Annotated in this window: 12 protein-coding genes; 7 read left to right on the top strand and 5 right to left on the bottom strand. The window is 64.2% G+C overall.

The window, feature by feature from the left end:
- The first annotated feature begins 83 nt into the window (after window positions 1-83).
- The 5 genes from ilvD to ACN2XU_RS14610 all read left to right on the top strand — a co-directional run bounded on the left by ilvD (window position 84) and on the right by ACN2XU_RS14610 (window position 8,474).
- Entirely contained in the window at window positions 84-1,913 is a 1,830-nt protein-coding gene (gene ilvD / locus ACN2XU_RS14630) for a dihydroxy-acid dehydratase (protein ID WP_419411196.1), read from the top strand.
- 381 nt (window positions 1,914-2,294) lie between these two features.
- Complete coding sequence (locus ACN2XU_RS14625) at window positions 2,295-2,567, top strand: hypothetical protein (protein ID WP_419411195.1); 273 nt, start codon at window positions 2,295-2,297, stop codon at window positions 2,565-2,567.
- 45 nt (window positions 2,568-2,612) lie between these two features.
- Entirely contained in the window at window positions 2,613-4,658 is a 2,046-nt protein-coding gene (locus ACN2XU_RS14620) for a LodA/GoxA family CTQ-dependent oxidase (RefSeq protein ID WP_419411194.1), read from the top strand.
- The gene (locus ACN2XU_RS14615; protein WP_419411193.1) at window positions 4,651-5,811 is read left to right on the top strand and encodes an FAD-dependent monooxygenase; all 1,161 of its coding nucleotides are present in this window, start codon (window positions 4,651-4,653) and stop codon (window positions 5,809-5,811) included. Before ACN2XU_RS14620 ends, ACN2XU_RS14615 begins: the two co-directional genes overlap by 8 nt.
- A complete protein-coding gene (locus ACN2XU_RS14610) occupies window positions 5,808-8,474 on the top strand; it encodes a hypothetical protein (RefSeq protein ID WP_419411192.1) in 2,667 nt (888 codons plus the stop codon). Before ACN2XU_RS14615 ends, ACN2XU_RS14610 begins: the two co-directional genes overlap by 4 nt.
- Window positions 8,475-8,618: 144 nt before the next feature.
- Here the strand turns inward: ACN2XU_RS14610 and ACN2XU_RS14605 are convergent, their stop codons facing one another.
- The gene (locus ACN2XU_RS14605) at window positions 8,619-9,518 is read right to left on the bottom strand and encodes a DUF1353 domain-containing protein (RefSeq protein WP_419411191.1); all 900 of its coding nucleotides are present in this window, start codon (window positions 9,516-9,518) and stop codon (window positions 8,619-8,621) included.
- A 170-nt stretch (window positions 9,519-9,688) separates the two neighbouring features.
- On the opposite strand from ACN2XU_RS14605, the gene ACN2XU_RS14600 reads away from it, so the two are divergent.
- Window positions 9,689-9,868, top strand: a complete 180-nt coding sequence (locus tag ACN2XU_RS14600) for a CTP synthetase (protein ID WP_419411190.1) — start codon at window positions 9,689-9,691, stop codon at window positions 9,866-9,868.
- Here the strand turns inward: ACN2XU_RS14600 and ACN2XU_RS14595 are convergent.
- Window positions 9,859-10,308, bottom strand: a complete 450-nt coding sequence (locus tag ACN2XU_RS14595) for a low molecular weight protein-tyrosine-phosphatase (RefSeq protein WP_419411189.1) — start codon at window positions 10,306-10,308, stop codon at window positions 9,859-9,861. The genes ACN2XU_RS14600 and ACN2XU_RS14595 overlap by 10 nt on opposite strands.
- A 46-nt stretch (window positions 10,309-10,354) precedes the next feature.
- Here ACN2XU_RS14595 and ACN2XU_RS14590 point away from each other — a divergent pair, with 46 nt between their 5' ends.
- Window positions 10,355-11,041 (top strand): NAD-dependent deacylase, encoded by a 687-nt coding sequence (locus ACN2XU_RS14590; protein ID WP_419411188.1) that lies wholly within the window; start codon window positions 10,355-10,357, stop codon window positions 11,039-11,041.
- A 76-nt stretch (window positions 11,042-11,117) separates the two neighbouring features.
- Here ACN2XU_RS14590 and ACN2XU_RS14585 read toward each other — a convergent pair whose 3' ends face one another.
- The 3 genes from ACN2XU_RS14585 to rpmB form a co-directional block, all read right to left on the bottom strand.
- Window positions 11,118-11,624, bottom strand: coding sequence for a copper chaperone PCu(A)C (locus ACN2XU_RS14585; RefSeq protein ID WP_419411187.1), 507 nt, complete (start codon window positions 11,622-11,624; stop codon window positions 11,118-11,120).
- Window positions 11,625-11,702: 78 nt separating this feature from the next.
- Window positions 11,703-12,056: a hypothetical protein gene (locus ACN2XU_RS14580; protein WP_419411186.1), complete on the bottom strand. Its 354-nt coding sequence runs from the start codon at window positions 12,054-12,056 to the stop codon at window positions 11,703-11,705.
- Between the two features lie 172 nt (window positions 12,057-12,228).
- Entirely contained in the window at window positions 12,229-12,516 is a 288-nt protein-coding gene (gene rpmB, locus ACN2XU_RS14575; RefSeq protein ID WP_419411185.1) for a 50S ribosomal protein L28, read from the bottom strand.
- Between the last annotated feature and the right edge of the window lie 65 nt (window positions 12,517-12,581).

Genomic DNA, 12,581 nt, shown 5'->3' with positions numbered 1-12,581 from the left:
CGAGTTTGCGCCACACCTCCCTTGTGGAAGGGCCCCAAGCCATGGCATGACAGGCGCCAAGTCCATCGAAAGGAAGCAGACCCATGCCCCGTTTACGTTCCTTCACCACGACCCATGGCCGCAACATGGCCGGAGCGCGCGGCCTGTGGCGAGCCACCGGCATGACCGACAGCGATTTCGGCAAACCGATCGTCGCCATCGTCAACAGCTTCACGCAGTTCGTGCCTGGTCACGTGCATCTCAAGGATCTCGGCCAGATGGTCGCCCGCGAGGTCGAGGCCGCCGGCGGCGTTGCCAAGGAATTCAACACCATCGCGGTGGATGATGGCATCGCCATGGGCCATGACGGCATGCTCTACTCGTTGCCTTCGCGCGAAATCATCGCCGACAGCGTCGAGTATATGGTCAACGCCCATTGCGCCGACGCCATGGTCTGCATCAGCAACTGCGACAAGATCACGCCCGGCATGCTCATGGCTGCAATGCGCCTGAACATCCCCGTCGTCTTTGTCTCCGGCGGGCCGATGGAAGCAGGCAAGGTCGTCTGGGAAGACGAGGAGAGGGCGCTCGATCTGGTCGATGCCATGGTCGCCGCCGCGGATGAAAAATACAGCGATGCGCAGGTTCAGGCCATCGAGGAGGCCGCCTGCCCGACCTGTGGCTCCTGCTCCGGCATGTTTACCGCCAATTCGATGAACTGTCTGACCGAGGCGCTTGGCCTGTCGCTGCCGGGCAACGGCTCGACGCTGGCCACCCACGCCGACCGCAAGCGCCTGTTCATCGAGGCCGGTCACTTGATCGTCGATATCGCCAAGCGTTATTACGAGCAGGACGACACCTCGGTCCTGCCGCGCAATGTCGCCAATTTCAAAGCGTTCGAGAACGCCATGTCGCTCGATATCGCCATGGGCGGTTCGACCAATACCGTGCTGCACCTGCTCGCTGCCAGCCACGAAGGCGAAATCGGCTTTACCATGGAAGACATCGACCGGCTGAGCCGCAAGGTGCCCTGCCTGTGCAAGGTCGCCCCGGCGAAATCCGATGTTCACATGGAAGACGTGCACCGCGCGGGCGGCATCATGGGCATCCTTGGCGAGTTGGATCGCGGCGGCCTGCTGCACAGCGATCTGCCCACCGTGCACAGCCCGACCATGGGCGATGCGCTCAAGCGGTGGGACGTGGCACAGACCGATGCCAATTCCGTGCATGAGTTCTACTCTGCCGCGCCGGGCGGCGTGCGCACGACGCAGGCTTTCAGCACCGACCGCCGCTACCCCGAGCTGGACCTTGACCGCGAGAAGGGTGTGATCCGCAGCAAGGAACACGCCTTCAGCCAGGACGGCGGTCTGGCCGTGCTGTTTGGCAACCTTGCCGAGCAGGGCTGCATCGTGAAAACTGCGGGGGTGGATGACAGCATCCTGAAATTCTCCGGGCCGGCCTATGTGGTCGAAAGCCAGGACGACGCGGTCAACGACATCCTGACCGGCAAGGTCAAGGCAGGCGACGTGGTGATCATCCGCTACGAAGGCCCGCGCGGCGGTCCGGGCATGCAGGAGATGCTCTATCCGACGTCTTATCTCAAATCGAAAGGTCTGGGCGCGGCCTGTGCCCTGGTCACGGATGGGCGCTTCTCCGGCGGCACCTCGGGCCTGTCCATCGGGCACGTCTCTCCCGAGGCTGCCGAGGGTGGCACCATCGGGCTTGTCGAACATGGCGATCTGATCGAGATCGACATCCCGAACCGCATCATCAACCTAGCCGTGGATGACGCGACCCTTGCCGCGCGCCGCGCCGCACAGGAAGAGAAAGGCTGGCAGCCCGCCAAGCCGCGCAAGCGCAAGATAACGACCGCGCTCAAGGCCTATGCCGCGCTGACCACCAGCGCCGCCCAAGGGGCCGTCCGGCAGGTCTGATCCGGACGAATCCCCGGGCGCGGCCTCCCGGTCGCACCGCACAGACACCAGCAAAAACGAAAGCCCGCGAGTATCGCGGGCTTTTTCATTTTGTGCTGTGATGCAGCGCACATCTGAATTGAATATGCCGTTTACTTTCCTTAATGGCCCACCGCAATTACGCCGCACGGTCACGACAATTCAATGAGCCAAGCGGCACTCACCATCCCCCCTAAACCCTTCACTCTCAACAATATAAGGCCAGAATGCCCATGACAGGGGCGGATCCATACCTGGACCCGGCCACAACCCATTGCCGTTACGAAAAAATGTACCGCAAAAGGAATTGCATAATTTACGATTTCAACTCAAAATAGATTTATTCAAGCGAGGGGCAGCCCCATGGATCGACGGCAGTTCATTTTCACCGCCAGCGCGGCAACCTGTGCCATCCCCGCCGGTCTTGCCGCCCGCCCCGTCATCACGCCAACCGCGCAGCAGATGCTTGGCCTGACGCGGGCCGTTCAGGCGAATTTCGGACCGGGGTTCGCGATCCTGTCGGCCACCTTCGGCGAAAATCAAACACGCGCCGTGATCGGCGCTCACGGCGCGTTTTATGAAATCGAGGATGGTGGCCGATCCGGCTGGCGCATCCTGTCCAGCACAGAGCTCTAGGCGCTTCGCGGCGTTCCTGTATCAAGACTGACCGGGAGACACTCAATGGCAGGCACCATTACACGGATCAGGGTCTTCCCCGGGATCGGAATGGCCCGACTCGGCGACAGCGACGCGTATTTCATCGGCCCTGAGGCCCCCGGTCAGATCCCCGATCCCGGCGCACCGCCCGACGGCCCTCCGGGCCCCGGCCCCGAGGGTGGCACCTATCGGGACAGCCAGATGCGCCTGAAGCGACAAGCCCAGCGCTATCGCATTTACGGCTATGACGAGAGCGGCGCCGTCGTCGCCGAACTGACCGCCGATCAGTGCAAGGACATCCAATGGCGCGTCCACGTGCGCAACATGAAGGCGGCGAACTACGCGTTTCAGGGGGCTTACCTGTTTGACCCGACGCAGCTGCGCAATCCCAACATTCAGGGCGATGTGCCCGATCCGATCGACCGCACGGACCTGATCATCGACCCGGGCGCACAGACCATCGCGCTCAGTGAAAACGCCCCGGTCAAGGTTCTCGCCGGGGATTGTTTTACCAACGTCAGCGAAAGCCAGCTTCCCGGCTATCTCGATTACGACGATGCGGCCCTGTGTGACCGCGACCCGAGCCAGCCGGTCACCGTCACCTACACCCCCGCCACGAACATCGAGATCGGCCGGATCACGCTCGACGATATGGGGCGGCTGATCTTCATCGCCGGCCCCGGCCAGGCCGACTGCGTGACCACGCCGAAGATCAAGCTGTCGAACCCCTCCGAACACTATGACGCGCCGAACGGGCCGGTCATCGACCACGCCTTCCAGCCGCTGGTCAATCAATTCGCGTATTTCAACGTGCCTGGCTGGTGGGATGACACCTGCGGCGGCGAGATCGACGCGACCGTGACCCTGCTCGATGGCACCGTGCTCAGTACCCGCGACGGGGTCTCCGCGCCCGGCGACGAAGGCACCCGCAACGCCAACAATGGCGGCTGGATCGTCACCGCCCCGCCGAAATACGCGCCCTACATGTACCACGTGGTCAGCATCAAGGACCGCGTGTTCGAAGCCTTCCCGGAGGCCGATCCGAACCACGGCAAACCGACAGAGTTCTACCGTGACGTCTACCCGATCCTCGCGCGCGCGGTGAATTACGGTTGGGTCAGTGCGGAGGCGGCGGGAGTGACCGCGCAGAACCGCAACCTCGCGCACGGGCCAAAGCAGGCCGGAAACATGCTGAGCGAGGCCAATCTCGCGGTGTTTACCGATCCCTCGGATGCGTCGATGTTCGCCCGTCAGCAGATCTACAAGCTGATGCGCGTGGCCGAGGGTGGCAAGCTGATCGACACGCTGCCCCCCGCACCGCCCGCCCCCGCTGGCCCGCCCCGGCAGGCGATGCGCACCGCGCGCGGCAACAAGATGCCGAAACTCTGGGGCAGCGCGGGCAAACCGTTGCAAAACCAGCAGCTTGGCCATGACCTGCCCAACCAGTACCTAAGCCTGACCGCGCCGGATCTGGCCCGGCTCAAGGATTGGGCCGAGGGCAATTTCACCACCGGCACGCCCTTTGTTCCGCAGCCTCTGGAAGACTACCCGCTGGCCGAGCAGCCGACCGCCATGGACTGTGCCGCGCTGGAGCCGACCATCGGCGGCGGCTTTCATCCCGGCATCGAGTTCCCCTATCTCATCTGCTATCCGGAACTGTTCGCCGAAGCCTTCCGCGTCGGACAAGGCACGGAGCCCGGCTCTGTCGCCGCCTATATGTCCAGCCCTTGGCATGGCGATTACTGGTCCTGCAACACCGCGTGGTGGCCGGTCCAGCGTCCGGAGATCGTCTTTGAATATTATCCCGAAACCGGCAATCGGACCTTTCGCGAATGGTTCCGCGGCTATGACCAATACGGCCTGCCGCTCTCTGGCAGCGATGGCTACGATCAGATGGTCTATGCCTGGCCAAAGCTTGGCATGGTGCTGCCGTCCAGGGACGCCAGCGGCAATCCGGTCACCGACAATGGCGCAGTCGTCTACGAGGAATACGAACGCGATCCGAGCCTGAACGCGCCGCCCGCCAACCCGCTTCCGAATGCCTGCCCCGAGGACGATCCAGATGTCTGACTGCGATGTGCTCATTGCGGGCGCAGGGCCTGCTGGCTGCGCTGCGGCCATCCCGCTGGCCAAGGCCGGTCTGCGGGTGCGCATGATCGAGCACCATAACAAGCCGCGCTTCAGCGTCGGAGAGACGCTGCCGCCGCGTGCCGTGGATCAGGCGGAGGCGTTGCTTGGCCCGGCTCTGGAGGACTGTGCCTATCGCACCCGGGGCACGGTGTCCGTGTGGGGCGATGAGGCGGCGGTGATACAGGATTTCTTTTTCACGCCAAAGCAATACGGGCTTTGCGTTGATCGCGGCGGTTTCGACGCGGCGCTGCGCGCCAGGGCAATCGCCGCAGGGGCGGAGCTGTCGCAAGGCGCCCGGATCACGGAAATCCGGCAACTTCCGGACCAAAGCTGGTATGTCGAGAGGGAGCATCAGGGCGCGCGCCGACACGGGACCTGCCGGGTGCTGATCGACGCGACCGGACGCTGCGCCGTGCTCGCCCGGTTGCTCGGGATGGAGCGGCAGGCGGATGACACGCTCTTTGCCTATGCCCAGCGCTTCAGGACAGACGCGATCACCGCCGATCAGGACCGGCTCCCACGGATCGAGGCCCTGCCCTTCGGCTGGTGTTACAGCACCGTTCTGCCCGGGCAGCCGGACACCCGCATCGTCGTCCTGCACACGGACCGCGATCAGCCGGAAGCCTGGCTTGCCCGCGACCCCGAGGGTTTCCTCTCCCTGCTGAAACAAAGCACGCTGATCCGGCCATTGCTTGAGGCCCACGCATATCGCCCCGAGGGCCGGATTTGCGGCGCGCAGGCCGGTCAGTCCCGGCAAACCGACGTTGCCCCAGCAGGGTTTTTCACCGTCGGCGATGCGGCACAGTGCTATGACCCCCTGTCATCGCAGGGCATCACCGAAGCCATCGCCAGCGGCACCTACGCCGCCACGGTGATCGCCAAGGCCCTGTCCAGAAAGCCAGGCAAAGTCGATCTCGACAAGGCTCAGAGCAAATACGCCGCCCGGCAGGCGCAGGCCTGGCACAGCTACGCCGACAGCTACACCAGGATTTACGCGCAAGAGTGGCGCTGGCCAGCGGCGCCCTTCTGGCTGCGCCGTCAGGGTCAGGCCACGCCGCCAATCCCGCCTCAATCAAGGACAGCCTGCTTATGACACGGACACGCATTGCCTCTCTCTTCGCGGCGCTGACGGCTCTGGTCGCATCGCCTGTTCTGGCCAATGACGGGCTGACGGTGCCGCCGCCGGTGTTTCAGACCGGCGACACCCCGAGCCAACCGCTGCCAGAGGGCGGCGCGGAGGCGCAGGGCTTTGTCGACTTCTTCAACAAGACCTATCTCAAGGAGGCACAGGACATCCCGCTGCTGACACGCGATCAGGTGGTCTGGTTCCCGCCGCAAAGCGCCGGAGACACCTCCCTCGAACTGGTCGTGCGCAGCACCGAAGGCAATCCGCCGAACTGCAATCCCGGCGACCCCGGCTATCCGCCGCAGGGCTATCCCATCGTCTGCCGCGACGACTTTTCCACCGGCGAGTTCTGCCAGGCCTGCCATGACAGCGCGCTCTTCGTCGAAGGCGGCGGCCTGCCGGAGATGATGTATTCCACGTCCAGACAGGACCACGACCAATGGCTGGTCAACTGGTCGCAATACGGTGACTGGTCCGCCAATATCATGCGCCTCGCCACCCGGGACCCCATCTGGCAGGCGCAGATCGAGACCGAAACCAACAAACACCCCTACGCCGATCCGCATGTGGTGCAGGACGTCTGTTTCTCCTGCCACGGCGAGATGGGCGAGCGGCAGGTGGAGTTCGATTTCGGGACCGAAACGCCCTTCTGCACCGATCTGTTCTATGCCACGTTGCCCGGCATCCTGTCGGATCATGAGCGTGGCAAGCCCTTCCCTTTCGATCCCACCTGCGCCCCTATCGCGGGCAAGCCGGTTGGGGACCACCCGGAGCTTTATGCAAAATATGGCTCCCTCGCGCGTGACGGCGTCTCCTGCGAGACCTGCCACCGCATCGGCAAACCCAACGAAGGTGGCCGCTGGACACCCACCGACGATCCGCAAAGCTACGACGTCTTCTATGGCCCCAACAAATACGATGTCGCCATGCGTCAGCCGTCGGAGCAGAAGCTGCCGCTGCAGCACGAATTCACCGCAACCTTCGATTACGACATGGAAACCATCATGACGCCGGACCCGCTGGAGATGCTGGATGCGGCGCCCATGCTCGATGACGACAATCTCGTGATTGCTCAGGCGATCGACACCACCACCGGCACCAGCTACCTGCGTCAGGCCGTGCTCTGCGGCACCTGCCATGTGCTGATCGTGCCGGAAATCCCGACCAGCTACAAACCCGGCGCGCCGCTCCCCGACAGCACACCGGAGCTGAAGGCGCAGTATCCCTACTATGATCGCCCCGCCGCCTGCTCGATGGAGACCACGACCTTCGCCCCCGCCACGCGCGGCGACTACGGCAATCCGCTCACCGATCCCTGCGTCACGCTCGGCTATGAGCAGGCGACCTATCTGGAATGGATCAACAGCGATTTCGCCAGTGAAGAAGACAATGGTAATACCTGTCAGGGCTGTCACATGCCGCTGGTCACCAACCCGGCGAACGGCGATGACCACACCGCCATCCTTGCGCAATCAACCCAAGGGCTGACCGCCAAGACCTACCGCCGCCATCGCCTGATGGGCATCAATCTGCCGGTTTTCGAGATGTTCGTGCAATTCCCGGACGTGCTTGGCGTCTCGGCGTATAACGACAACGTACCGGATTACGCGACCACCTCGATGGGCGAGGAGATGGCGGTCATTCAAAACTACCTGCTGAACGGACAGATGGCGATTGTCGATCAGGCCACCAGCCAGGCCAACGGCACCGGCCTGCCTGACGGATCGACCACCGTCATGCCGCAGGCCGCCGTCGAGCTGACGCTGTCGGATGTCAGTATGGAGAGCGGCACCGTCAACGCCACCGTGCTCGTCACCAACAACGCCGGGCACAAGTTCCCCTCTGGTGCCGGGTTCCGCCGTGGTATTCTCAAGGTCGAGGTGCTCGACGCAGGCGGCGCTACGCTTTGGGTCTCCGGCGCGGTGAACCCCTATGGCGCCATTTGTTCCGGCCCCTGTGTGCCGAACGGCGATGGCACGTGGAACCTGCTGCCCTCGGAGACGCCCGCCATGGGACTGCCGGCCAACCTGCAGCCGCATCACACGATGATCACCGACGAGACCCAGGCCCAGATCTACGAGGTGCAGGCCATCGACGACACCGGCCATCTGACGTCCCGCACCCTGGCGCTGTTCCACGATGCCAAGGACAACCGCATCCTGCCGCGCGGATTTGCCAGCGCAGAAGCGCTCGGCTGCACCGGAGAGCCGGGCCAGAGCCAGTCGATCTTCGGCATCGAACGCTGCACCGCCGCCTATGCGACCGGCCCGCAGATTGAGTCGCTCGTCACCGGCAGCCAGATTGCCGACGATCCGTATTACAGCGACCCCGCCCTCGCTGGCGCGGATGAGATTGCCTATCAGATCACCCTGCCGCAAGGCGCCGCTCCGGCCTCCATCCGCGTATCGATGCAGTATCAGACCATCCCGCCCGGCTTCCTCGCGGGCCGTTTCAAGGATGGCTATGTCGCGGGCGAAGGCTTCCTTCCTGCCACCGAGCGCAGCATCTACCTGACCAGCCATCTCAACACCAACCTGCCGCTGACAAGCGCGCATCCGGACAACGAGGGCGTGCTGTTCACCAAGGATTGGACGACGACGATCTTCACCGCCGAAGCAGCGCTGGACTGAGCTCGGCGCACCGTGCCCCGCGGTACGGCGTAACGAGGGCCCCGGCACCGCGCTCAAACCCATGCACCGGGGCGGGTGGTTGGCTTTGCGTTCCCTTGATTTTTCGGGGTCCGCCCCCGTGTGAAGCCCAACAGATCCCGCCTGTTAGAGAGCGAGCTCCGGAGTGCCCTCTACCGGAATTTCGGCTGGGATGCCGCCATTGCCGCCAGTCGCGGGCATCTCATAAGCCTCGTACGGCGGTTCTTCATACGGCGTCTCATAGGGAAGCTCGTACGGCGGTTCTTCATAGGGGGACTCGTATGGCGGCTCATTCGGCGCCGCTATCGGCGCCTCCACCATCGGCGGCTGTGATCGCGCCGCCCCGCCCGATTGCGCATAGGCCGTGATCATTGCCGTATCCAACCGGTCCAGGAACCGGATCAAGGCCCCCAGCGACGGCTCCTCCCGCGCAATGTAGGCCTTTGCCTGCCGCATCGCCTGCCGCTTGCGCGACGCCGGCACATGATCCAGCGTCCGGGCCGTCTCCCAGCGCGGCCCGCCAAGCCAGACAGCCGCGAACATCAGCTTCGCCGTGCCCGGTGCCACGCCACTCACAACCAGCCCGTCATAGAACATCTTGTGCACCGCCTGCCACGTGCCCTCATGGAACATCGCGCCCGCCTCGTTGCCGATCCCGCAATAGGCATCGTGCATCGCCGCCGCATTGATGAATTCCGGGCTCGTCGGGTCGCCGACGATGGAAACGAATATCTGCGGAATCGACGCGCCATCGGTCAGCGTCCGGTTCGGTGCGATCCACTGCCTGCCTCCGGCATCGACAAACGTCAGCCGCTCCGCCGTTGGAAAGAACTCATAAGGCCGCCCGATCCGCATCGGTTCCGGCAACACGCGCAGCGGCGCGCGATCGAAACTGCAGCCGGGGCCGGTGTGGCTATCACAGCTGACCACCGGCGCATCGACCTTCTGCGCCGTGCCGATCACCGCCAGCGGCGCACAGCCCGTCAGGGCCATCGCGCCAATAGCAAGAACAAGAGAAAACCTCATCCGTCTCTATCCATTTTCCGAAATAACTGGGTGCTATCTAGCGGACCCGCCCCGCGCCATTCAAGCGTTTCGAGCCAATCCCGCGCACGCCGCCCCGGCGAATGATGCAGATCAAGGCAGACACATTTCGAAAGACATATGTGTTTTCGAAAGACCCACAGGAGGGCATCATGCTCCGTCTCGCCGGACTTCTCTATTCTCTGATCTCGACCACCCTCGCCGGGACATTCATCATCGCGGTTCTGGTCATGGGCTATGGCACCCTGATGCCGATCCTCGTGGCCGCCGCGCTCGGGTTCGCCCTATCCCTGCCTGTGGCCTGGCTCATCGCCAAAGCGCTCTACAGCTGATCCAGCAGCCCGGCGGCGCAGGCCTCGACGATATCGAGCGTGCCACCGAAATCGCGGGTGTAATAGGGGTCCGGCACGGTGTCGGTCCCGATGTTCGGCGCATAGCCGGCAAACAGCGCCAAGGCGGCCCCACCCGCTGCGGGCCGCATCTGCTCCAGATCGCGCAGGTTGTCCGGATCCATCGCCACGATCAGATCGAACCGCCCGAAATCCTCCGCCGAGACCATCCGGGCGCGCTGCGCGGACAGATCATAGCCCCGCGCACGCGCCGCCCGCTGCATCGGCGCATAAGGCGGCTCGCCCACATGCCACGGCCCCGTGCCCGCGCTGTCGAGGCTCAGATCGAGACCGCGCGCCGCCGCCATCTGCCGCACAACGGCCTCGGCGCTGGGAGACCGGCAGATATTGCCCAGACAGACGAATAGGATACGGTTGCTCATGGCCCCGGCCTACCCCCGGCGCCCCGGCAGGGCAAGAGGACAGCACATGGACAAGATCGTGATTCTCACCGGCGCGGGCCTCTCCGCCGAAAGCGGACTTGGCACCTTCCGCGACGAAGGCGGTCTTTGGGCACAGCACCGAATCGAGGACGTCGCAACGCCCGAAGGCTTTGCCCGCGACCCGGCGCTGGTTCATGGATTCTACAACGCCCGCCGCCAGCAGGCCGCCGGGGCGGAGCCGAATGACGCCCATCGCGCCCTTGCCCGGCTGCAACGCGATCACCCCGGCACGGTCATCCTCGTCACCCAGAACGTCGATGGTCTGCACGAAAAGGCCGGGTCCGAGGTCATCCACATGCATGGCGCGCTGGACCGGGCGCTCTGCGCGGCTTGTGGTCTGCGCTGGGACGCGGCGGCGGAGATGACACCCCGAACCCGCTGCCCCGGCTGCGAGGCCAAAGCCGCGCGCCCGGACGTGGTCTGGTTCGGCGAAATGCCCTATCACATGGAGCAGATCGTCGATCACCTCGCCGATTGTGCACTCTTCGCCGCGATCGGCACCTCGGGGCAGGTCTACCCCGCCGCCGGTTTCGTACAGGAGGCCAGCGCCGCCGGAGCCGAAACCGTCGAACTCAATCTGAACGCCACGGACATGTCCCGCGCCTTCGACAGCCACCACATAGGCCCCGCGTCCCGAATCGTACCCGCCTGGGTCGAGTCGCTGCTGCCCTGAAACGACACTGCGCCCGACCTCGGGCCGGGCGCAGGGCTTTCGTAGGGCGGGGCTATGCCCCGCACCCCTTTCCGGATCAGTTCTTCGGCTTCATGCCCTGCATGTCATGCTCCATGCCGTGCGTCATACCCTGCTGCATGCCAGGCACGTCCTGCCGCTCCAGATCCACCGGGATCTCGACCTGCACCTCGCCCGCCTTCTCGAAAACCAAGGTCACCGGCACGGTTTCGCCCTGCACCATCGGTGCGGAGAGCCCCATGAACATCACGTGATCCCCGCCCCGCGCCAGCGCATGGCTGCCGCCTGCGGGAATCGCAAACCCTTCTTCGACGTGCACCATCTTCATCACGCCGCCGCCCTGGTCCTGATGCGTATGCAGCTCCACCTTCACGGCGATGTCGGAACGCACATCGATGAGTTGATCCGGCATCTCACCGGTATTCTCGATCACCATGAAGGCTGCACCCGTCTTGGCGCCCGGCATTGACGTGCGCGCATAGGCGTCGGTCACGATGATATCGGCATAGGCAGCGGTGCTCAGGCTCAGCAGGGCCGCGCCCGCGAGAAATGCTTTGAATGTCATGTCTTGTCCTTCCATCCGCCTGCTTGCGGCCCTCGGGCCCGGCAACGCAGGTCATGTTTCCTCTGATGGACTTCGCGATCAGAGGAAGGACGGCGGCCCTCGCGCCTGTGCGGTCGGTGCGGCCCGCCCTGCACCCCGAACACCGCCCAGATCGCGCCCAAGCCCGAGCCAGACCGCCTCCGGTGCATCGGCTGCGCCTGCGGCCCCTTCCTCGACGAACAGCGACAGCGCCACGTCCGGGCACAGATGCACGCCGGTGCGGGTTGGCTGGCCGTCCGCGTCGACAGAGACCGTGACCACGGTCTGTCCGATGCAGAGCACCATGGTGCCAACCGCCGGCGCGGTACCACGGGCCGCCGCCACCTGTACCGAAGTAAAGGCGAGCAGCGCCACAAGGGCGAAACCGAACCATCTGCAAAGCACGCGTGTCATGACATCATCATCTATGCCCGACGGCCCATGAACAAAAGCCAAATCCGCGCGGCTGTTTGTCTCGCATTCGATTTTTAGAATGCTTCCCCCGCCAAACCCGCCCCACAAACGAAAACAGCCCCTGACCCGTGCGGTCAGAGGCTGCAAATTCGTCGTCAGAGACGAAAAGCGATCAGGCGGGCGCCTGTGCCTTTGCGATCTCTTTCTTGACCTTCAGGGCGCGGTCCGAAAGCTCAGTGTCTTTCGCTTTCGCCAGGAACTTGTCCAGGCCACCACGGTGGTCCACCGAACGCAGTGCATGCGCGGAGATGCGCAGCTTGACGCCGCGACCGAGCGTCTCGGACTGCAGCGTCACGTCGTTCAGGTTCGGCAGAAAACGGCGCCGGGTCCTGTTGTTGGCGTGGCTGACATTGTTTCCAACCATCGGGCCTTTACCGGTCAGTTCGCAAACACGCGACATGGGTCTATCCTCATTCTTCAGGGCGCGGCCCGCCTGATCGCCGGTTGCGCCAATATCAAAGGGCA

Source organism: Pacificoceanicola niger (assembly GCF_048553275.1).
Taxonomy (GTDB): domain Bacteria; phylum Pseudomonadota; class Alphaproteobacteria; order Rhodobacterales; family Rhodobacteraceae; genus Pacificoceanicola.
The sequence above is the reverse complement of the archived record's forward strand: the minus strand, read 5'-3'. Positions and strand labels throughout refer to the sequence as shown.

Coding starts and splice junctions, on each gene's coding strand:
- ilvD (WP_419411196.1), top strand. CDS start 84: ATGCCCCGTTTACGTTCCTTCACCACGACCCATGGCCGCAACATGGCC.
- ACN2XU_RS14625 (WP_419411195.1), top strand. CDS start 2,295: ATGGATCGACGGCAGTTCATTTTCACCGCCAGCGCGGCAACCTGTGCC.
- ACN2XU_RS14620 (WP_419411194.1), top strand. CDS start 2,613: ATGGCAGGCACCATTACACGGATCAGGGTCTTCCCCGGGATCGGAATG.
- ACN2XU_RS14615 (WP_419411193.1), top strand. CDS start 4,651: ATGTCTGACTGCGATGTGCTCATTGCGGGCGCAGGGCCTGCTGGCTGC.
- ACN2XU_RS14610 (WP_419411192.1), top strand. CDS start 5,808: ATGACACGGACACGCATTGCCTCTCTCTTCGCGGCGCTGACGGCTCTG.
- ACN2XU_RS14605 (WP_419411191.1), bottom strand. CDS start 9,518: ATGAGGTTTTCTCTTGTTCTTGCTATTGGCGCGATGGCCCTGACGGGC.
- ACN2XU_RS14600 (WP_419411190.1), top strand. CDS start 9,689: ATGCTCCGTCTCGCCGGACTTCTCTATTCTCTGATCTCGACCACCCTC.
- ACN2XU_RS14595 (WP_419411189.1), bottom strand. CDS start 10,308: ATGAGCAACCGTATCCTATTCGTCTGTCTGGGCAATATCTGCCGGTCT.
- ACN2XU_RS14590 (WP_419411188.1), top strand. CDS start 10,355: ATGGACAAGATCGTGATTCTCACCGGCGCGGGCCTCTCCGCCGAAAGC.
- ACN2XU_RS14585 (WP_419411187.1), bottom strand. CDS start 11,624: ATGACATTCAAAGCATTTCTCGCGGGCGCGGCCCTGCTGAGCCTGAGC.
- ACN2XU_RS14580 (WP_419411186.1), bottom strand. CDS start 12,056: ATGACACGCGTGCTTTGCAGATGGTTCGGTTTCGCCCTTGTGGCGCTG.
- rpmB (WP_419411185.1), bottom strand. CDS start 12,516: ATGTCGCGTGTTTGCGAACTGACCGGTAAAGGCCCGATGGTTGGAAAC.